This window comes from Aminobacter sp. DSM 101952 (assembly GCF_001424795.1).
Lineage (GTDB): Bacteria > Pseudomonadota > Alphaproteobacteria > Rhizobiales > Rhizobiaceae > Aminobacter > Aminobacter aganoensis.
Genome location: NZ_LMCL01000014.1, coordinates 1 through 19,616 on the forward strand (window position 1 = coordinate 1; position 19,616 = coordinate 19,616).

23 protein-coding genes and 3 pseudogenes are annotated in these 19,616 nt (G+C 57.4%); 15 read left to right on the plus strand and 11 right to left on the minus strand.

What is annotated here, in order from left to right; all coding sequences use genetic code 11:
• Positions 1-211 precede the first annotated feature (211 nt).
• Positions 212-397, plus strand: a complete 186-nt coding sequence (locus ASC75_RS12840; RefSeq protein ID WP_055975686.1) for a hypothetical protein — start codon at positions 212-214, stop codon at positions 395-397.
• Positions 398-543: 146 nt separating this feature from the next.
• Here ASC75_RS12840 and ASC75_RS12845 read toward each other — a convergent pair whose 3' ends face one another.
• From ASC75_RS12845 to ASC75_RS12865, 6 genes and pseudogenes are all read right to left on the minus strand, one after another.
• Positions 544-822 (minus strand): HU family DNA-binding protein, encoded by a 279-nt coding sequence (locus ASC75_RS12845; RefSeq protein ID WP_055975688.1) that lies wholly within the window; start codon positions 820-822, stop codon positions 544-546.
• 127 nt (positions 823-949) lie between these two features.
• Positions 950-1,198: a WGR domain-containing protein gene (locus tag ASC75_RS12850; protein ID WP_055975885.1), complete on the minus strand. Its 249-nt coding sequence runs from the start codon at positions 1,196-1,198 to the stop codon at positions 950-952.
• Between the two features lie 473 nt (positions 1,199-1,671).
• A pseudogene (locus ASC75_RS25445) lies at positions 1,672-1,806 on the minus strand (arsenical resistance protein ArsH); the annotation flags it as partial.
• A 1-nt stretch (position 1,807) separates the two neighbouring features.
• Positions 1,808-2,221 carry an arsenate reductase (glutaredoxin) gene (arsC, locus tag ASC75_RS12855; protein WP_055975692.1) on the minus strand — a complete coding sequence of 138 codons (414 nt, stop codon included), beginning with the start codon at positions 2,219-2,221 and terminating at the stop codon, positions 1,808-1,810.
• A complete protein-coding gene (gene arsB, locus ASC75_RS12860) occupies positions 2,218-3,279 on the minus strand; it encodes an ACR3 family arsenite efflux transporter (protein ID WP_055975695.1) in 1,062 nt (353 codons plus the stop codon). Before arsB ends, arsC begins: the two co-directional genes overlap by 4 nt.
• A gap of 464 nt (positions 3,280-3,743) precedes the next feature.
• A complete protein-coding gene (locus ASC75_RS12865; protein WP_055975697.1) occupies positions 3,744-4,097 on the minus strand; it encodes a metalloregulator ArsR/SmtB family transcription factor in 354 nt (117 codons plus the stop codon).
• A gap of 591 nt (positions 4,098-4,688) precedes the next feature.
• Between ASC75_RS12865 and ASC75_RS12870 the strand changes: the two genes are divergently transcribed.
• Together ASC75_RS12870 and ASC75_RS12875 are read left to right on the plus strand one after the other, a co-directional pair.
• On the plus strand, positions 4,689-5,483 hold the full coding sequence (locus tag ASC75_RS12870; RefSeq protein ID WP_055975699.1) for a GGDEF domain-containing protein: 795 nt from the start codon (positions 4,689-4,691) through the stop codon (positions 5,481-5,483).
• Positions 5,484-6,500: 1,017 nt separating this feature from the next.
• Positions 6,501-6,871: pseudogene (locus ASC75_RS12875) on the plus strand (PRC-barrel domain-containing protein).
• A gap of 458 nt (positions 6,872-7,329) precedes the next feature.
• Here ASC75_RS12875 and ASC75_RS12880 read toward each other — a convergent pair.
• The gene (locus ASC75_RS12880; RefSeq protein ID WP_156381241.1) at positions 7,330-7,545 is read right to left on the minus strand and encodes a hypothetical protein; all 216 of its coding nucleotides are present in this window, start codon (positions 7,543-7,545) and stop codon (positions 7,330-7,332) included.
• Between the two features lie 79 nt (positions 7,546-7,624).
• The gene (locus tag ASC75_RS12885; RefSeq protein ID WP_055975705.1) at positions 7,625-8,362 is read right to left on the minus strand and encodes a hypothetical protein; all 738 of its coding nucleotides are present in this window, start codon (positions 8,360-8,362) and stop codon (positions 7,625-7,627) included.
• A 372-nt stretch (positions 8,363-8,734) separates the two neighbouring features.
• Here ASC75_RS12885 and ASC75_RS12890 point away from each other — a divergent pair, with 372 nt between their 5' ends.
• The 9 genes from ASC75_RS12890 to ASC75_RS25995 all read left to right on the plus strand — a co-directional run bounded on the left by ASC75_RS12890 (position 8,735) and on the right by ASC75_RS25995 (position 14,938).
• The gene (locus ASC75_RS12890; protein WP_156381242.1) at positions 8,735-8,995 is read left to right on the plus strand and encodes a hypothetical protein; all 261 of its coding nucleotides are present in this window, start codon (positions 8,735-8,737) and stop codon (positions 8,993-8,995) included.
• A gap of 208 nt (positions 8,996-9,203) precedes the next feature.
• Complete coding sequence (locus ASC75_RS12895) at positions 9,204-9,548, plus strand: hypothetical protein (RefSeq protein WP_244487828.1); 345 nt, start codon at positions 9,204-9,206, stop codon at positions 9,546-9,548.
• A 553-nt stretch (positions 9,549-10,101) separates the two neighbouring features.
• Positions 10,102-10,287 carry a hypothetical protein gene (locus ASC75_RS25450; RefSeq protein ID WP_082496552.1) on the plus strand — a complete coding sequence of 62 codons (186 nt, stop codon included), beginning with the start codon at positions 10,102-10,104 and terminating at the stop codon, positions 10,285-10,287.
• Positions 10,288-10,296: 9 nt separating this feature from the next.
• Positions 10,297-10,503: a hypothetical protein gene (locus ASC75_RS25455; protein WP_082496553.1), complete on the plus strand. Its 207-nt coding sequence runs from the start codon at positions 10,297-10,299 to the stop codon at positions 10,501-10,503.
• Positions 10,504-10,639: 136 nt separating this feature from the next.
• Positions 10,640-11,137, plus strand: a complete 498-nt coding sequence (locus ASC75_RS12910; protein ID WP_184117432.1) for a hypothetical protein — start codon at positions 10,640-10,642, stop codon at positions 11,135-11,137.
• The gene (locus tag ASC75_RS12915) at positions 11,134-12,663 is read left to right on the plus strand and encodes an FAD-dependent oxidoreductase (protein WP_055975717.1); all 1,530 of its coding nucleotides are present in this window, start codon (positions 11,134-11,136) and stop codon (positions 12,661-12,663) included. Before ASC75_RS12910 ends, ASC75_RS12915 begins: the two co-directional genes overlap by 4 nt.
• The gene (locus ASC75_RS12920) at positions 12,660-13,943 is read left to right on the plus strand and encodes an SDR family oxidoreductase (protein ID WP_055975720.1); all 1,284 of its coding nucleotides are present in this window, start codon (positions 12,660-12,662) and stop codon (positions 13,941-13,943) included. The genes ASC75_RS12915 and ASC75_RS12920 overlap by 4 nt, the downstream gene beginning before the upstream one ends.
• On the plus strand, positions 13,943-14,410 hold the full coding sequence (locus tag ASC75_RS12925; protein WP_055975722.1) for a DUF2269 domain-containing protein: 468 nt from the start codon (positions 13,943-13,945) through the stop codon (positions 14,408-14,410). Before ASC75_RS12920 ends, ASC75_RS12925 begins: the two co-directional genes overlap by 1 nt.
• 282 nt (positions 14,411-14,692) lie before the next feature.
• Positions 14,693-14,938 carry a hypothetical protein gene (locus ASC75_RS25995; RefSeq protein ID WP_156381243.1) on the plus strand — a complete coding sequence of 82 codons (246 nt, stop codon included), beginning with the start codon at positions 14,693-14,695 and terminating at the stop codon, positions 14,936-14,938.
• A gap of 166 nt (positions 14,939-15,104) precedes the next feature.
• On the opposite strand, the gene ASC75_RS25460 is transcribed toward ASC75_RS25995, so the two are convergent.
• The gene (locus ASC75_RS25460) at positions 15,105-15,350 is read right to left on the minus strand and encodes a hypothetical protein (RefSeq protein WP_244487829.1); all 246 of its coding nucleotides are present in this window, start codon (positions 15,348-15,350) and stop codon (positions 15,105-15,107) included.
• Between the two features lie 314 nt (positions 15,351-15,664).
• Positions 15,665-16,001: pseudogene (locus ASC75_RS26735) on the minus strand (hypothetical protein); the annotation flags it as partial.
• Positions 16,002-16,353: 352 nt separating this feature from the next.
• On the opposite strand from ASC75_RS26735, the gene ASC75_RS12930 reads away from it, so the two are divergent.
• The gene (locus ASC75_RS12930) at positions 16,354-17,658 is read left to right on the plus strand and encodes an FAD-binding oxidoreductase (RefSeq protein WP_082496554.1); all 1,305 of its coding nucleotides are present in this window, start codon (positions 16,354-16,356) and stop codon (positions 17,656-17,658) included.
• A 19-nt stretch (positions 17,659-17,677) separates the two neighbouring features.
• On the plus strand, positions 17,678-18,064 hold the full coding sequence (locus ASC75_RS12935; RefSeq protein WP_055975725.1) for a RidA family protein: 387 nt from the start codon (positions 17,678-17,680) through the stop codon (positions 18,062-18,064).
• A 4-nt stretch (positions 18,065-18,068) separates the two neighbouring features.
• On the opposite strand, the gene ASC75_RS12940 is transcribed toward ASC75_RS12935, so the two are convergent.
• Positions 18,069-18,641, minus strand: a complete 573-nt coding sequence (locus tag ASC75_RS12940) for a helix-turn-helix domain-containing protein (protein ID WP_055975728.1) — start codon at positions 18,639-18,641, stop codon at positions 18,069-18,071.
• A 145-nt stretch (positions 18,642-18,786) separates the two neighbouring features.
• Here ASC75_RS12940 and ASC75_RS12945 point away from each other — a divergent pair, with 145 nt between their 5' ends.
• On the plus strand, positions 18,787-19,608 hold the full coding sequence (locus ASC75_RS12945) for a transporter substrate-binding domain-containing protein (protein ID WP_055975731.1): 822 nt from the start codon (positions 18,787-18,789) through the stop codon (positions 19,606-19,608).
• The last annotated feature ends 8 nt before the right edge of the window (positions 19,609-19,616 follow it).

Genomic DNA, 19,616 nt, shown 5'->3' on the forward strand with positions numbered 1-19,616 from the left:
ACATCTTTCACGGAACGGTCCCTCCTTGTGGCGTTTGCAACAACGACCACGTTAGCACTTTGATGCTGTCGGAGCGGGCCGTTCCACCTCATCAAGGGTCCGCTAGCGAAGCTGCGGCCGCTTGACGTCGTCTGCGCGGTGATCGCGCCCGTGGCCGGCTCATTGAGGAGCCATCGAGCGGGATTGGCCCGCTCCCAGATGGAGCCCTCAGATGTCACACGATCTCGAACTCGCCCAGAAGCACGCCTGGAACCTCGCCCGTACCCTGATGACGACCGTCATCCTCTTCCAGTCCGACAACGAGTATGGCGTCCTGCCGGCCGACGAAATCGAAGACGCCGAGGTCACGGCCCTCTACGAATACGACCCCCACCTGGGGGCCAGCGCGGTTCAGTGAACCGCTCGTTGCCAATCGCAACCCGAAGCGCTCCAGGTCGAGCGCTTCGGTGCTTTTGCCTTTTCCTGCTTGCGCAGGTCTGCAAATCAGACCCCGCTGGAGACAGCGGGTGCCTTATTCTTGTGGGCGTTCCACTAGAACGCCGATCAGGCGTTCAACGTGTCCTTGATGGCCTTGGCCGGCACGAAAGTCAGTTTCTTGGACGCTGCAATTTTGATCGTGGCCCCATTTGCGGGATTGCGGCCCTCGCGTGCCGACATTTCTTTCACCTTGAATTTGCCGAAGCCGGGAATGCTGGTTTCCGAGCCGCCCTTTGCAGCATTGGTGATATGCTTGAACACGCCTTCGACAAGCGATTTGGCCTGAGCCTTGCTCAGGTTGTGGTCTGCCGCGATCTTGTCTGCAATCTCATTGGTGGTCGTCATCGCCGAATACCTCCTGTTTGGTGACCGCATTTGTATGGCAACGAAACATCGCTCCGGGTAGGGGATGCCACTGTCTGGCCCGGCTGCTCCACTGCAAAATGGCCCGACGCCGCGCGATGGCAAGGATTCATCGTGGTTCGGCGTAACCCCGGTTCCTTTTCGATCTCTCAATTCTCGTCAGCTCGACCATGGCGTCTGCCGTCATATCAAACGTTGTGATCATGGACTGGCCCTCTGTTCCAATGCGGCCCCAGTTTCGGATGACTGATGCTCCTCCGAACAAGGTTGGCTGGATTGCCAGCAGGTAGAACCTGCGCATGTTTTGTGACTGGTCGATACGATGCAGGTGAACCGGGCGTGTTTGCTTGTTTGACATTGCATGAGTCTCCCCAGCGATGTCGACGACGTCCAACGCCTTCTCTGAATCGGTTTTGCCTCACCGATTCATTGCCTTGATGGATCGATGTCTCGATAGCAAAGCCAGGTGATGCCAGGTGCTCCGGGTCTAACTCGCCGGTGAGGCCGCCAAGTCAGCCGCTCCGGCTTATGTTCATTGCCATGCTCGCCTATCTTATCGTGCAGCTTTTCCGCGGAACTGGCGCGGCAGACTAATGCCGGCGACTTCGATCGCCTGCTCTGGTCGCCGGTTGCCTTTCTTGCAGATGCATTTCCTTTTGAGAGCAATATGTGTCGGCGAAGCCGACGCCTTTTGTGGATCTTCCCGGCCGCTCCATCGGAGCGGCGTCAAGGGCGCAATTATACGTCGCCACGGCGACGATTGCATTGACACCCTATAAGACCGCTCGACTTGGTTCCGAGCCTGCTTCGAACGCCGCCCTCGAGCGTCTAGAACCTGCTGTAGGAACGCTGTCGGTTCGAACCGTGGAACAGCAGAATGCGGGGCTTGTGGGCTGGGAAGGCAGCCTTCAGCGCATCGGCATCGGGCATGCGGAACGAATGGCGCTCCGGGTTGGGCAAATCCATTTCAGCTGCGGTCTCTATCGTATGCGACGACTTCGCCGTCTTCCTTGGTGAAGGTGGCAATGGGATTGTCGAGAAGATCGAGGACCGCTTCGGATGGCCGGCAAAGTCGGGTACCCTTGGGCGTTTTCACGATCGGGCGATTGATCAGGATTGGGTGTGCCGTCATGAAGTCGATCAGCTGATCGTCCGTCCATTTGGGGTCGGACAATCCTAGCTCGCCATAGGGAGTGCCCTTTTCTCGCAACAGCGCCCGTGGCGACATCTCCATCGCAGCCAGCAAGGCCACCAGCTTCTCACGGGTTGGAGGCGACTTCAGGTATTCGATGACCACCGGGTCCTCGCCACTGGCGCGGAGCAATTCGAGCGCGTTGCGGGAGGTGCCGCAGCTTGGGTTGTGGTAGATCGTGACGGTCACTGGACACTCCCGGTTTCGATGGATTGCTTGTGGCTGATGCCGCGCTCGTACCAACCTTTCGACCTGTTCACGATCCAGACGACCGACAGCATGACAGGCACTTCAACGAGAACGCCGACGACGGTGGCGAGGGCTGCGCCGGAACTGAAGCCAAAGAGGCTGATCGCCGCCGCGACGGCAAGTTCGAAAAAGTTGGATGCGCCGATCAGAGCCGACGGCCCGGCCACGCAGTGCTGCTCGCCTGAAATCCGATTGAGCAGGTAGGCGAGGCCGGAGTTCAAATAGACCTGTATCAGGATTGGCACCGCCAGCATTGCGATGACCAGCGGCTGCGCGATGATCTGCGCGCCCTGAAAGCCGAACAGCAGCACCAGTGTCGCGAGGAGCGAAACGAGGGACATCGGCTGCAGGAGGTGGATCAGGCGGTCGAGCGCTCCTTGCCCTTCGCGGGCCAGCAGGCTGCGCCTGACAAGTTGGGCGATGACGACAGGGATGACGATGTAGAGAACGACCGACAGGAGCAGCGTGTCCCAGGGAACGGTGATTGCAGAGAGGCCGAGCAGCAGTCCAACGATCGGGGCGAAGGCCACGACCATGATCGCATCATTGAGCGCTACCTGGGACAAGGTGAAATGCGGATCGCCCTTGGTCAGGTTCGACCAGACGAAGACCATGGCCGTACATGGTGCCGCTGCCAGAATGATCAGGCCGGCAATGTAGGAGTTGACCTGGTCGGCAGGCAGATGGGGGTGAAACAGCCAGCCGATGAAGAGCCAGCCGAGCAGCGCCATGGAAAACGGCTTCACTGCCCAGTTGATCAAAAGGGTCACGCCGATCCCGCGCCAATGCTGATCGACTTCACGCATTGCCGAGAAGTCGATCCTGAGAAGCGTTGGTATGATCATGAGCCAGATCAGCAAGGCCACCGGTATGTTGACCTTGGCGATCTCGGCCGCACCGATCGTGTGGACGATGCCAGGGAATAGGTGACCGAGGGCTACGCCGACCACAATGCAGAGCCCGACCCAGAAGGTCAGATAACGTTCAAATATGGACATTGGATCAGGCCTGGAGCTGCTTGGTCAGGACGGTCGCGGAGGCCGGGCACAGGGATGCTGCCTGCCCTTGTTGTGAGAGTCGCCTCGGGCACGCATTCGCGATCGAGGGGAGCAAAGCCCTGCCGTTCCAAGGAACGGGTACCCGATGTCGTGAGAAGATATGCTTGTCGTGCGCCACGCTGCCGAGCCTTGGCCATGAGCAGGCGCGTCGCGCTTTCCCAGGCCGCGGCCCTTCAATAACGGCAGAACGACGATCGAACGAAGCGGCACGTCGCTTCCAACGACGTCATGTTCGCAGAAGCCCACGGTTGGTCCAGCCAGGTCGATCCTGAAGAAGCTGCGTTCATTTTCCGTCAGATCGTCTGCTGGCAATCCCTCTGCCTGCGAGGCGGCGGTGAGGTCTTCCACCGCGCCTTCGATGGGCAACTACCGAATGCCAGTGCCTTCGATGGACGCGTGCACGCTCATTGAGCGCGTTCCTTCGCCGGAGTGCAGCAGTTGGCAGCTTTGACGACTGGAGAGCAGATTTCGGGGCGGCCCGAGCAGCAGTCTTCCATCAGAAAACGGATCAGGCCGCTGATTGCGTCGTACTCGGCGTTATAGATCATCGAGCGGGAATCCCGGTGGCGGGCAACAAGGCCAGCCCGCTCCAACTCCTTAAGATGAAAGCTGACGTTCGAAGCAGACACTTCGGCGTTTTCCGCGATAGCGCCGGCAGCAAGTCCGTCTGGGCCTGCAACAACCAGCATGCGCAGGATACGAAGCCTGGTATCCTGTGACAGCGCCCCGAAAGCGGCGAGAGCTTGACGCTCATACATACTTCAACAATCCTAGAAATGTCAAAATGACAAGTAGCCGACATGAATGCGCTTGGCAAGGACGATGTTGCGGCGACGATCGGGAGCCTTCTCGACTTCTTTGCCAATCAACCGAAGCACTGTGTGTCCTTCAGGTACGACGGCAGGACTGTCCGCTCTGGCTATCACGTCACCGAGGCTAAGGCTTGGCGCGTTTGTCACGCTCGACTGCGGGACCAATCCCGAAGCTTGGGACGAGGTCGTCGTCGAGCTCTTCCCAGGTCCTGCGAGTTGTAAGCCGCGACCGGTGGTCGGCTAAGCAGAGCAAGTTGGCCCCCGGGTAGTTACGGATCAGTCAGCAGACGAGCTTGCCGATATAGGGCACGGAAGCTGGATGCCTTCAGGCCGTCGCAATCTCTAAGGCGCTTCATGACGTACAGGGACGCTTCGGGGTTCCGAACGGGTCGGCAAAATAGTTAGGAACGACACCGATTTCGTCCCAGCCACGCCGGCGATTGCCTCGCACCGAAATTTCAGTAGAGGGCGCACGTCGCGCCTGCGGATTGTTTACGGATTAAGAGTAAGATTGCCGCTCCTCATGAGCGGTGCCAAATGATTCGAACCGACATCGCCCTTACAAATTTTGCAAAGCTCGGCGTGATTCGGCAGAGCTGCCTGCTCGTCCTTGTTGCCACCGCAGGCGCTGACATGCTCACTTTGATATTCTACGGGGTCTTTTTCTCCGACCGTCTTTTGCTCGATCTGTTTCTGACAACCGTAATCGTGATCCTTGTCGGCTTTCCATTAGCATACCTAGTCATGGGTCAGCAGGCAAAACTTGCGACGATGGCAGCTAGGTTGGACAAGGCCGCGCGATTCGATGACCTGACCGGGCTTTCAAACAGGAGGACTTTTTTCCACGAGGTCAACCTGGTCCTCAAAGACAACTCAGGTTCGGCGGCAGGCTGTCTTCTATTCATCGATGCTGACCATTTCAAATCTATCAACGACGCACATGGTCATGCTGCGGGCGACGTGGTCCTCCAGCAGCTTGGGGCGATTATGAAGGCAACCATTGGTGAACCGCATCTGACCGCGCGCCTTGGGGGCGAGGAATTCGCTGTCTTTTTGGTTGGCGCGGAGCACTCCGCTGCTCGACAAACCGCCGACCTGCTCAGGATGCGAGTCCACCAGATCGCGGACAGTGCCGGAATCAAAGATAGACAAATTACCGTCAGCATTGGAGTTTCCGTTCACCGCCCCGGACTTGGTCTGGAGGATTTGCTGCTGGAAGCGGATAAGAACCTATATGCTGCCAAGAAGGAAGGTAGGGATCGAGTCAGGGGCGCTGACACGATCTTTCCTGCCCTCATTGACGGGACGCTCAAGAACGCACTCAGGCACTGATTTTTGGCAACTATCTTCATGTTGCCGGAGCGGCATACCATCGGCGGCACATCGCATTTGGTGGCTTTTGCTACCTGCCGCTAATCGGGATGCGTTGGCTTCCATCAGTTTTCCCATTACTTTTGTGAATTTCCGACGTTCTCGGGTCACTGATGCCGAAATGCCAGTGGTATGGTAAGATTGATTGACCGTTCGTTTCCCTGCGGCCTACGCGCTTGCAGCAAGAGCCCCACCCGCCCACCCCGTGAGGCTCCAGTCACAGCTGCACCGAACCTGCTCGATGAGTCGATCAATAAGTTGTGCAACGCTGGCCTTGGCCCGCTGGCACTGGCGCAGTGGGTTGGGGGCATATTATCTAGGGAGCGGACCCTCTCCCGCCTCTCCACACATCTCTTCATAGTACCAAGTAAACACATCGCTGGCGACTGAGTGGCGCTGGGTGCTCAGACGAGCCGGGGAGCCGACATCGAAATCCGGGGTAGGCCGCGCGGCCAGATGGTGCCAAGGGCCAGCTGGTAATCTTGACCGCGATTTCCCATCAGCTCAGTAAGGGCCTACGATTACGGGAATTGGTGTGACACCATTACGTCATCCAATTTCTTCCGGGATGGCCCGTAGATTCTGATTAGAGCCCGTGCCTGACCGTCAGACAGCCCGTACTCCTCGGCGAGGGTGTATGCGTCGTAGATCGCGGTTTCATAATATTCCTGAATAGATCCATTTGCTGGTCGTGGGTCATCGCGACATCCCACCCCACAACGATCGGGCCGCATTAACGATCCACGGTTGCGGGCTATTGCGATTTTTCACGGGCCGCACCTCGCGGATGAAGTGGTGTCGAGGTGCTGTCGGAAGTGCATTGCCTTGCCGCGTTGGCACTCAGGATCGAACTTCGGATACAGGCGCAAGGCCTCGATGATACGCGGCGAGCCCATTTCCGAAGACTGACGCTGCGCTATGTACAAAGGGTGGAACCCGACAGCAGGGGAAACCCCTTTTGGCGCGGAGTGACCGCCGATGTCGAAGCCAATCGACGAGGAGCATCGACATAACAATCTCATTGAGAGTGATAAGATCATCGGGACAGAGGTTAATGGCCCTGACAAAAGCCACATTGGCCAAGTAGAGCCTGGTCCTCGAAAAAGTCGGTGGTAAGGTTGCCTATGCGGTCTTGAGCTTCGGCGGATTCTTAGGTTTGGGCGAGAACTACTATCCTTTGCCTTGGGCCAAGCTCACATACAACGAAAACCTGGGCGGCTTCCAAATCGACATCACCCAGGAACAGGTGGAGGGGCGCACCTAGTTACAGCCGCGTGGATCAGTATGACTGGTCCGATGAAAACAACCGCCGGATTTATTACTATTACTGCGTAAACCCATATTGGTAGGGCACTAGATCAGCGGCGCTCTTCGCCGGGGCCTGCATGTCATGCGTAGGCGATCAAACCTCAATGGTCCGGCAGAGGCCGTCCCATGAATGCGCTGGCGGCTGATGAAGCTCATTGAACGTTTGCGATATTTCGGCGGCAGGAGGAAACGGCCCGCTTTTCAGGCCAAGGCGGGCCGTCAATGTTGCCTGGTACGGCTCGGAGGGGTGGGTTCAGTCGATTCAACGCTTACGCCTAGACGATCCAGCACCGCTTCGACTTGGGCCTTATTACCTCCGCTCCGACTATCCACGTGGTTGCCCCATATGGTCAACTAGATCAATGGATTGCGTTTCCTTGGGAATGCCCTTTGCGCAGCAGAACCGCCGCGTCGCAGTTGTTGCCCCGGTCAAAACGGGGTGCGCTCCACTCAGTGACAGGAGGCAGTTCTCATAAGGAAGCGGCTGGCTTTTGAAGCTTCATCCTGCCGCGAGCCCCGAGGAACCTGCCAGGCGACCGCGCTGAGTTGGCTTCCAGATCGGCTCAGAGATATCGAGGTGAAGACGTGTGCGGATGCTGATCCGTTTCATCAATTGCCGAACATCTTCGGCTCGGACCCCATCGCTCGCCATAACTGCCTGAATAATCGGGTCGCCTAAGAGGTCTTCGAGTGATGCTTCACGCAGGTCAACCATCTTCTTCTCCCAAAACGCTAACTCAAACAGCAGCACTCGAGACCGTTTGGAGTGTTGCAGCGGCAGTGCGATATGTGTGTTAGGACCTCGCCTCCGTTTCACCTTGATCGAAACTCCGCTGTGGACGGATAACCCGTCGCATCCAAGCTCTGCCAGCGCGCCAAAACCACCCACTTGTCGCCGGAGACACCGCGTTGACTTCTATCGACGCTGGGTACATTTCATCCATTAGGGTCCCGATGATCGCCACTGCTCGGCGTATCACCGTGGCAATCTCTGCGGCATCAAACAGATCAATGGCACTGGCCATTGCGGCGAGGTCGAAAGCAATGTCGCAGCCATCGGGATCAATGGCTTGGGAATTGGGCCAATCGAGGCGATTGTGGCACTCGTCTATGCAAGCGGCGGCACGTTGTAGTAGCTTTGCGCGCTCGAAATCGGACAGTTTCCTCAGCTCCTCCGCAGCGCGGCGCAGATCAGAGATGACCAAAACAGGACTTTCGGCGCCCATATGCCGCTCTCCTGTCGGCTTCACCACACGCTCGCTGCGATGCCAGTCTTGCGTATATGAAGGGACGTCGGTGCAGTGAGGTCTCGACCACCAGGCTCGGACTATCCGCAAATACCGATCAAGTGCCATCGACAGAGCATCTTCCTCGATCATCCCCTCCTGAAACTTGCGGATCAGGAATTTGGTTGCACCACAACTGAGCGCGACATCGCCTGGAGATAGTCGGAGGTCGGAGTGAGCGAGAACTCGTTCGATCATCGCCATATCACTGGACACAAAATACTGCCGATGACTGTCGCACGACATGCAACAACCTCCCAAACCGAGCCGAAATTTCCCCCTCATGGATCGGTAATTCGTGGCTTGAATACCGAGAACATTAGCATGGTCGAATGCACGCACTGAGTCCATACTAAAGTATGATTTCGAGTCGAATCAGCGCAACATCCTTAGTTGCCTCGTCAGCCGGACGCGAACACGCGACCGTTCGTAAGGGCGAGGCAGTAAGCCGTTGATCGTCGCCTCCGTCCGCTCCGGCCGTAGGTTTTCCAACAACCGGAATTGGACTGCCACGATCAAGACGAATGGCTATGTGGGCCGCGCTGGTGAAGTTCACTGCTGAGTGGAACAAACGTGGAGATTAACGGACCCATCGACGCGCAACGGTTAGACAATTTCATGAAGCAGTTGCGCTGGATTTGGGACAGCGACGACGGCTTGATACTCGAGTTGATGACCCAAGGCGGAGATGCCGACATTGCAAGGCGAATTGCGCTCGAAATCCGCATTTTCCAGGCGTATGCCGCCACGGCGGCGTACGTGATCGGAAAGACTGCCGTTATGTCCGCGGGGGTCACTGTCCTTTCGGGGTTCAATTGCAAGAACCGTTTCCTAACCGCGGACGCGACCAAAGGACCTTGGTACTGCAAGGACCCATAGCGTCATGCCAACAGTTCGTCTGTGAGCAACTCTAGGTTCTGAAGACGGCGGAAAGGGTTGAGAGGGTGACATCGGGCGGTTTGTGGCAGGAAGCAACATGACCGTCGACGACCTCTTCGAGCGGGCGAAGGGAAGCTGCTACCTGACAGCTGGCCAAGCCCTGGAACTCGGCTTGATAGGCGAGATCATCGGCTAGGTGGTGGTGGAGATGCCTCACCATCTGGCTGGCGGCGAGAAAGGGACAAACATGTACTTGGTCCAAATTCTGCTTCCGAGCGCCGACAATTCTGGTGTTCGATTTCCCCATAAGCAATTCGAGCAGTTGAAACGGGAGCTTGCCGACGAGTTCGGAGGGGTAACGGCTTTCATTCAAAACCCAGCGGAAGGCTTGTGGAGGGAAGCGGCTGGCGAGTCCCATGATGAAGTCGTTTTGTTTGAAGTGATGACACACGCAATCGATGTCGAAGTCTGGAAGCGCCGACGCACGGACTTGGAGGGGCGGTTCCGCCAAGACCAAGTGGTTATCCGCCACCTCTCGATCGGGGTGATTTGACCTTGGTCCCCGTTCGGCCGGATCGCCCTCAGGTTGGACAATTGTAGGGACGCGCTCATAGGTTCGCGTTGTGCCCGACGCGTCCGTGATGTGACATCGATAAGCGAAGTCTTGGAAGTGCGCTCTAGCGCATTTTCAAAGACCCAGCGTAGAATTCCTTCTTTAGTTTCCTTCCCGGTATGACCGCAACCAGCAATTCTTCGTCTCGCACCCCGGCCTGATAAACAGCAATCAGGGTGCGTGCGATTGCATTCGCCCAGACCGAGCTTGGGTCTTCGCCACGTTCGTCGCAAACTCTATCGAATACTGTCTGAAGTAGCTCCACGTCTTGCGGGAGCAGGGGAGTGTTTGATTGGGTAAAATGCATCGGTCCCACAGCACGAGTCCTCCTGTGGAAAGCGTCAGGTATCACTCGAATCTATCGCGGCGTATCCGCCGATCAACGCCGCCCGATCACGATTTTGGTCGACCCGGAACCTATTCCGAGCTTGGGGCTTTGGTGATGCACGATGCCGACAGAGATCGGCTAACTCAAGCCTAAAGGAGTGCATCCATGCCTAACCAAGGTACGCAGGGCGGCAGCAGCGAACAGCATCGCAAAGCTGGCGAACAAAGCCATAAGAATGAAGACAAAAAACAGGCCAGCAGCGGCGGCAAGGAGGGTGGCAGTAGCAAGGGTTCGGGATCGGATGGCGACAAGCGCGGCGGAAGCGGTCGTGATGATGACCGGAAGAAGTGAGGCGCGGCGATGACGATCCAGGGACGCGAAGGCATGATGCCGAATGAGGACGAACAAAAACGCCCTCAAGACGTCAATCCGCCCCGTGACCAGCCGTATCCCGACCAGGGACTGGACCAAGAACTCGATCCGACGGACACGGAAGCCGATCAGCTGGATTCCGAAGACGACGACGAAGAGGAGGGCACCAATCCCGATACGCCTGGTCGCGAGTAACACTGGCTGGGTAAGCATAGCCGCCCGCTAGGGGTAGCGGGCGGCCTATCTGACGACAACAGTTAGCAACCAGGAACGTGGAACTTTTTTCCAATCCGCTTCTTCTCACCCAAGAGCTAATATGGTCGGAGGATTCATGCGGATCATTCTGTTGGGAGCATTAGCCGGCCTGGCAGCAACCATGTCCATGACGGCCACCATGCGCCGGATGCATCGCCAACTCCCGGATGAGTTGCGATATCCTTTGCCTCCCCGGCAAATCGTAGATCAAACCATACCCCTGGACCGCGAGGAAGCCGCACGCGGCGCGACAATGCTGGCCCACTTTGGCTTCGGTGCGTTGTCGGGCGCCCTCTACACCTTACCTGCTATGATGCGTTTGGGTGGCGCGGGTTACGGGCTCGCTGTCTGGGCAGGAAGCTATCTGGGATGGGTTCCCGGATTGAGAATTCTCTCACCTGCGACCCGGCATCCCCGCGAGCGGAACCTGCTGATGATTGCGGCTCACGTCGTGTGGGGCGTGACGCTCGCCAAATGCCTGGAGGAACTGAGCCAATCAGATGAGATCTTTGGGCGTAGTACTGGCGAACGGCAGCGAACAGCGAAACGCGCGGAAATGGAGAAAGGTTCATGACACGCGGTACGTTCTGGCTTGATCGTCCCGAACGGGACAATTTTCACAAGCTTTCCTCGAAGATCGATCTAGATGTCGCAATTGTTGGCGGTGGAATGGTAGGATTGCACTGCGCTTACTTCCTACGGGGCTCAAAACTCGAAATTGGTCTCTTCGAGGCACGCAACCTCGGACAGCAGGCCACGGGCAAGTCGACGGCCAAGATCACATCGCAACACGGTGCTAAATATCGATCCATCGTGGAGGACTTTGGCGAGAGCAATGCGGTGCTTTATGCCCAGGCAAACCAGCGTGCGGTTGTCGAGATAAGCAACATCGGCAAGACGTTGCCAACGCAGCCGCTGGTCGAGGCTCGCGATGCCTATATTTTCGCGCGTACCGAAGACGAGGCCCAGAATCTGCGCCAAGAGGTCGATGTAGCACGGCGGCTTGGCCTGCCAGCTCAGTTTGTCGCAGATGCCGGACTGCCGTTTCCGACAAAGGGCGCTTCGAAATTCTCCGATCAAGCACAGTTCGACCCCTACCTTTACCAAACTGGCATCGCGTCGATGGTTCAGGCATCTGGGGTCAGGGTATTCGAAAACAGCCGGATAGAAGACGTAGAGACCGGGGACCCGCTCGTCCTTCGAGTAAATGGAATCTCGGTCACAGCACGGATTGTAATTCTTGCGACCCAGATTCCGATTGTTGCTGATGGCTACTTTTTCACACGGGCTTTCCCCATGGCCCATCCCATTGCGGCAGTGCCGATGCCAGCCAATCTCAATCTCGATGGCATGTACCTCAGTGCGAGCAAACCTTCATTTTCGGTTCGTGCAGCCAGCCGCTCAAACAAAGAATTTCTTATTGTGGCGGGGCCGGAATTCCAGCCAGGTGAGCAGAATGCGCAGGCGAATTGCGTGGCGGAGTTGCTGGAGTTCATTGGACAATCGCTTCACGCGGAAGAACCTACCCATCTGTGGATCAATGAGGATTTTCGTTCGATGGACGGAATTCCGTTCATTGGGCAAGCGAGTGCCCGTCAACCCAATTTACTGGTCGCCACGGGCTTCGGTGCCTGGGGTATTACCCAGGGGTTCGTGGCGGGGGAGATGCTCGCGTCTCGGATCTTGGGAATAAAGCATCCTTGCCGCGAACTTTTCGACCCGGCCAGGGTGAAGCCGATCGCAGGTGGGCCGAGCTTTGTCTCGGGCAACATCAAGGCAGCCACCCATCTCGTGGGAGACCGCTATCTGGATCACAAGACGGTCGACGCTGACAGTATCCAGCCTGGAGAAGGCGGCATCGTTCGCAGTGACGGCGAGCTTCTGGCTGTTCGCCGTTCTGCCGACGGTGGATTGACTGCGGTTTCGGCGATCTGCACGCACGTTGGTTGCGTGGTCGACTGGAATCCCGTTGATCGAACCTGGGATTGTCCATGCCATGGTTCGCGCTTCGACGAAGAGGGGGAAGTTCTCAGCGGCCCGGCCATCTCCCGGTTGGAGCCGCGTATTCTGATACAAGATAAGGACAGGGCCCCGGCGTGAGAGTTGCGGTCATCGGAGCCACGGGTTTGGTTGGTAGTGCGATATGCGCCGGGCTGGCCAACGGTGGTCATGATGTCCGCGGCATAGTGCATACGAGAAGGTCTCGATGCTTTTCCTGCCAATCCACCTTCGTCATGGACGTAGGAAGAGCTCGGCTGGCTGATTGGAATGCCGCCCTTGGTGACGTTCAAGCCGTCGTAAATTGTGCTGGCGTTCTGCAAGACAGCGCTTCTGAAGATGTCTCGGGTGTTCATTCCAATGGAATAGCAACGCTTGTTGCCTCGTGCGGGCAGGCAGGCATTGCCCGCCTGATCCATTTTTCTGCGATCGGAGTTGACCGCGCTCAGCCATCCAGTTTTTCAAAAAGCAAGCTGGCGGGGGACCGGATCGTGATGGCGACGGAGTTGGACTGGGTTATCTTGCGGCCGTCAGTGATCTTAGGTGCCCCGGTTTTCGGAGCGAGCGCACTTATGCGCGGGTTGGCGGCCCTTCCATGGCTTCCGTCGATGCCGGCCACGGAAAGGCTGCAGCCAGTTCAACTCGACGATGTGGTCGCAACCGTGGTTCATTTCCTCAAGGAGGACAGCCAAGCGAGGATCGTGCTTGAACTGCCGGGCCCCCGGACATTCACCATGGACGAGCTTGTCGCGAAGTATCGTGACTGGATGGGATGGCCGCCGGCGAAGCTCGTGCAAATTCCCACTTGGCTGGCAACGGTGATCTACCGCTTCGGCGATGTTGCAGGGATGCTCGGATGGCGGCCACCTATACGGACCAATGCGCAGAAAGAGATCTTAAGGGGAGCGACAGGGGACGTGGTGCCCTGGACCGCAGCCACAGGCATTAATCCCACAAGCATTGAGGCCGCCCTGACAGCCCGCCCGGCGACCGTGCAGGATCGCTGGTTCGCTGGCCTGTATTTCCTTAAGCCCCTTATTTTCGTCGTGCTTCCGTTCTTTTGGATCATGACGGGTATCATTTCGCTGACTATCGGCTGGGACAGCGGCGTAAACCTCATGGCGGTGGGCGGGGCTGGGGCGCTCGCTGAACCCTCGGTCGTCGCGGGCGCGCTGGCCGACATCCTGGTAGGTGTCCTGGTTGCGTGGCGGAAAACCGCCCGACTTGGGCTCCAGGCCGCTTTGGCGCTATCGATATTCTATGGAATAGCGGGGTCGATAATACGACCAGACCTCTGGGCAGAACCGCTGGGACCGCTCATGAAGATACTGCCCATCGTCCTCCTGCACTTTACCGCTCTTTCAATTCTTAAGGAGCGATAATGTACTATTTCGCCCTCAAGTTTCTCCACATCATCGGTGCCTCGGTCTTGCTGGGAACAGGGGCTGGAATCGCGTTTTTCATGCTGCTGGCGCATCGTACAGGCAACATCGTCGCCATTGCAGCCACTGCACGCATCGTCGTTATCGCCGATTTCGTGTTCACCGCCAGCGCTGTCGTAGGCCAGCCGTTGACTGGCATTCTGCTCGCGCGGGAAGTGGGTTACTCGCTGGGCGAGGGTTGGATTGTTCTATCAATCATCCTTTACATCGTTACTGGGCTGTTTTGGTTGCCTGTCGTCTGGATGCAGATGGAAATGCGTCGGTTGGCCGAAAACGCAATGAGGAATGGCATGCCGTTACCCGATCGCTACTACACTCTGTTTAGATGGTGGTTCGCATTCGGTTTCCCGGCCTTCGCCGCAGTGGTTGCGATATTCTGGCTCATGATCGCCCGGCCTGGAATGTGATGTCACGCTGTGTCTGTTGGACGAGCAACGGTCCGGAAATCTCGCGGCATCCCAAATGGCAAGAAGAAGCTAGATCGTTGCTAGGCGCAGCTTGGAATCGCGGTTTCACCCGACGGCGCTATGATGCGGCTATGAAACCTTACCAGAGGAACTATCACGCCATGCCCTCCTTGTTGGTGCGGCAGCGGCAATCGTCGCTATGTTCGTTCTGGGCGTTCTCAATTACCCGACACAGGAGGTTTCCAAGGGGCAAATTAACGTGGAACAAGCTAGGTGACGTCGATGACCTCGACCCCAATCAAAGACCTCAATTCCGTAGATCTAAATGAGCCGGCAACGTTCTACGAGAATTCGCTTGGGCCGGGCATGGTGTTCGCTCACCTGTCACAGGCCTTGCGTCACGCAGTGTGCATGCCTTTGGCCAAGCATCATCATACTGCTAAAATTGTAACCCAAACTGGCGCTCAGTACGGTTTGGGGGAGATCAACGTTCTTCATGACCATCTGCGTGCAACGGATAAGGGATAGGCTCGCACCTATCATCCGGTTGGCAGGCAATGGTAGCCGCCATTGACGATGCCCACCTTTTCACCGAGGGTGGGACGAAAGGCCTTCACGCACCTTCTGATTGACTTGAACGCTTCTTGGCCATTCTGCTATCCCATGAATGTAAGGGTTTTTCCCGTACCCAGAACTAATGACAAAAAGAACTGTTCGACTTCCTTGCGAAGGCGATCGGCAATTGATCTTCGGCGACGGTTTCGTTCGGCGCGTTCTTTCTGTGAAGAGCGAACACATAACGGTCATTGCGTAGAATCTTGCCGTCCTGTTCCTTCTGCTGGACGCGCAGCGCACCCAAGACGATTTCAGGAGCCGTTGCTGCCTGATGTATGACCATACCGTCGAGAGGATCACCGTCGGCTCCTGGTGTCGAAGGCACGAAGCCCCAATCGTAGGAATTGTCATTACAACCGGAAGCGGACGTCGTCGCGATCGTAGCTGACCCAGAAGGGCTCGCCTTTCATTTCCGCGACAATCCGCAGAAACAAGAACTACGCTCAAGGCGATGCGTCATTTGGAAACCTCATTGTTCGCATCATAGCGCATCTCGCAGAACCAGCATTGATGGCCAAGAACGAGTGATTGAGCCAAACCGAAAGGTAGAGGCAATCATTTTGTTTCACCCATCAATGCCTGGGTCACTGCCATTAGAATTCCAAGTCCGATAACAGACTGTCCCCGACGCGCCATTAATCAATCGGCTCGCCGTCGGTCGTCGCTCCACGTTCCGAGATACAGTGCGGGCAGACGACGAGGTAAAGGGCAGCGCCCACAATCCAAGCCCATCCATTCCACGTTTCTACCGAAGCCGCATAGATTCGCTGTGAAAACGACGGGGCCGACGATGGAGGCCAGGCTCCTTAACGCTGAGAGCGATCCTTAAAACCGTCCTTGGTGTTCCTCGTCCACCTGCATGGACAGCATAGACTATAGCGTCGGCATTCAATGCCGCCGGAGGCAAAAGGGACGCTACAATCGGTGCGCATTGCCTCGGATGCTGACCGGCACCTTGCTCGTCTCCAAATTGCCTAGCGAGGGGGCTTGCGCCGGCCAGGCGCGGGCAACCGTACCGTGGCTGGCTGTCCGGCCAGCGCGGGTAATCGGTGAAAACACCGCCTCTAGCCATGCCGCTCCTGGCTTTTAACATCCGTCACGTCCACTGCGCTCACGCCCACGGGCTGCCTTCGCATCCCTGGAGACGCTCAACGAGGGGCAATCTGGCGCGTAGCCAGTCACAGTCACCCCGCTATCTGCGACATCGAGTTGATCACCAATTGTCTCCGCCTTGAGCAAAGCGACAACCAAGGGAAACCAGCATTGTCAAATTCTGATGTTATGTGTAAGTGAACTTAATTCGCAAATAACGTAAAAAGGGGTGCGCATTGCCGAACGAAATTGCAGGGAGGCTGACGCTTGCTCAAGAACCTTATTGGTGGGACGAGCGCGACAGGGGTGCCGATCAACCTTTGCCGGCTGGCCCTTTTGACGTGGTGGTTATCGGCTCGGGTTACACTGGACTTTGCGCGGCGTTGCGGCTGGCCCAAGCGGGAACCTCGGTGCTGGTGGTGGAAGCGGGCCATCTGGGAGAGGGGGGAAGCACTCGCAACGGAGGCATGGTGTCCGGCACCCTCAAAGTCTCCCATCCAAGTCTGACGAAAGCATTTGGCAAGCAGCGGGCGGACGCCATCTTTTTCGAGGCGCAGAACTCCGTGCTGTTCCTTGAGAAACTGATCGCGGACAATCAGATCGATTGCTCCTACAAACGTCACGGCATGTACTTTGCCGCCTACGCGCCAGGCCACTATGATGACTTGGCGCGCGAGGCCGAACAGCTGCACGCGCTCGGTGTTGAAACGCGCATGGTTCCGAGACGGGACCAACAAGGTGAACTCAATTCCCAAATCTATCATGGGGGTAGGATCACCAGTTTTGCAGGCGGGCTGCACCCGGCCCGCTATCATGCAGGTTTGGTGCGAGCCTGCCGGAAGGCGGGAGTAAGTTTCACCACCCGCTGCCGCGTCACCAAGCTTGAGAAACATGGCGTTGGCCATGTGCTTTGCACGACCAAAGGCAGGGTCATGGCGGACCGTGTGGTGGTTGCGACAAATGCCTATACCGATGGGGGGCTTGGCTGGTTCAGGCGCCGCGTCATTCCGATCGGCAGTTACATCATCGCCACCGAAGCCCTGGATCCGGGGCGGCTCAAAGCCTTGATACCCGGCGAGCGCATGATCCAGGACACCAAGCGCAACCTCTATTACTACCGGCTTTCCCCTGATGGCACCCGCATGATCTTCGGCGGCAGGACCAGCTTTCGTCCCATTAGCGTGGTCGAAAGCGCTCGGCGCCTGCGATCCTCGATGGCGGAGGTGTTTCCGGATCTGCGTGGCGTGGGGGTCACCCACAGCTGGACCGGCAATGTTGCCTTCACATTTGATTCTCTCCCGCATCTGGGGGCACGCGACGGCATCCATTATGCCCTCGGATGCTGCGGCCAGGGTGTGGCCCTGATGAGCCATTTCGGGAATTGCATTGCCCAGGAAATGCTGGGTGTTGGCGAACGTAGCTCCTTTGCTTTCAATCAGATCAAGACCGTGCCGGGCTACACTGGCAATCCGTGGTTCGTCCCCATCCTGGGTGAATACTACCGCTTCCGTGACTGGCTCGAGCGGCCGGCCAATTCCTAAGCTAGCGAAAGGACTATCCATGATCCGCTTTTCCAACCCGCCCGCAGCGCCACAGCCTCCCAGTCGCTATTCGCAACTGGCCGCGGCTTCCGCGAATGCAGAGTATGTCTTCCTTTCTGGTCAGGTGGGTCTGAACGACGATGGTTCGTTCCCGGCAGACATGCTGACGCAGACAGAGTTGACCTGGCGACACATCGAAACCTTGCTGGGCTCAGAAGGCCTGACGCTCGCCAATGTCGTCAAGGTCAACGGCTTTCTCACACGTTCCGATGACGTTGGCGTGTATAAGCAGGTCCGCGACCGGCTTATGCCCGAACCGCCGCCCGCATCGACGGTCGTGATCGTGTCGGGCTTCGTTGCGCCGGGGCTGCTGGTCGAAATCGACGTGATTGCCGTTCGCCCGTAGGTCCTCAAGACGGTCGCGGTGTCATTACAAAGATCGCGACCGTCCGTTCCGTCGCAGACGGGTTGGAAAAGGTGTGCAGCAGGCGAGGGTCAAAAGTCATCGAATCGCCGGCTCCGAGCTCATATGACTGATCTTCGACGATCACAGCCAATGTGCCTGACACCACGTGAATGAATTCTTCGTCGGCTCTCAGCGAATAGAGCTTGTCCCCCCCGGTGCCGAGCGGTTCGATCACTGTCCACAAAGCCTGGAGTCTCGCGCTGTTGCTGGCCGTTAGCAGGTGGTCGATGACGCCCGTGCCGCCGAAATTGACTCTCGGCCTCTCGTCGGCGCGAACCACGGTCGAGGCCGTGGAATTGAAGAGATCGCCGATCGAAAGACCCAGTGCATCGCATAGCCTTACAAGCGAGGCGACCGAAGGTGAGGTCTTGTCGTTTTCAATGCCGCTCAGAAAGCTTTTGGTCAGTTCGACCGACTCGGCCAGGCTTTCGAGCGTGACGTTGAGCTGGCGACGGCGCTCCTTGATCAGGCGCCCGAATTTAGGGGCCGACTTGGGTGTGGGGGGATTTTTCGACATCGGGACTCCTCGAAATGATTGACCAAGGATAACGCGTTTCGCTTGTTCATTAAAGCTGAACTTAGTTGACTTATAGAGAAAAAGCTTTCATAGGGAGGCGAGGAGTGGGGCGGGAGTGCCCGGCAATTGGAGAGGGGAATACGTCATGTCATCAACATCAAAAATCGCTCTGGCGGGCTTTGCGGTGTCGTTTGCAGCACTGCCAGTTCTGGCGCAGGATGCCCAGCCGTCTTTCATAGCCGACAAGACTTTTACAGTCTGTACGGATGCCACCTTCCCGCCGATGGAGTTTTTCGAGAGCGCCGGCAACGCCAATGCCGTCGGTTTCGACATCGATCTTTCCAAGGCATTGGCCGAGAAGTGGGGGGCTGAACCGCGCATCCTGGTGTCGGAATTCACCGGTCTCCTGCCAGGTCTCGACGCGGGTCGGTGCGATGCCGTGATCAGTGGAATTCCGCTGACGCCCGAGCGCGTCGCGTCCTATCCTGGCGTGCCATATTTCTCAACGGCAGTCGCGGTCTTCACATCGGAGAAATCCGAACTCAAAATTAAAGACGCTGCGGATCTCGCAGGAAAGACAGTCGCTGTGCAGGCCGGTACCAGCTATCTGGCTCGCCTGGAAAAGGTCAATGACGACCTCAAATCCGCCGGTGCCGCACCGATCCAGATTCAGACCTATCCGAAGCAGACCGACGTAATCCAGCAAGTTCTGGTCGGACGTGCCGATGCGGCGGTGTCTCAAGATACCGAGTTGGCCTACCGCAACCTGCAGAGCCCCGGCCAGTTCAAGACCATCTTCACCTTCCCCGATACCAGCGATTTCGCCGTGTTCGTGCGGCGTATCGATGGCGACGAAGCCGCAATCAAAGCCGCTGTCGCTGCGCTTGCAGCCGATGGCCAGCTCGCAAAGATCGCGGAAAAGTGGGGCCTTTCACCCGACAACATCGTAGCCGGCGCAAGCCAATAACGCGCTGA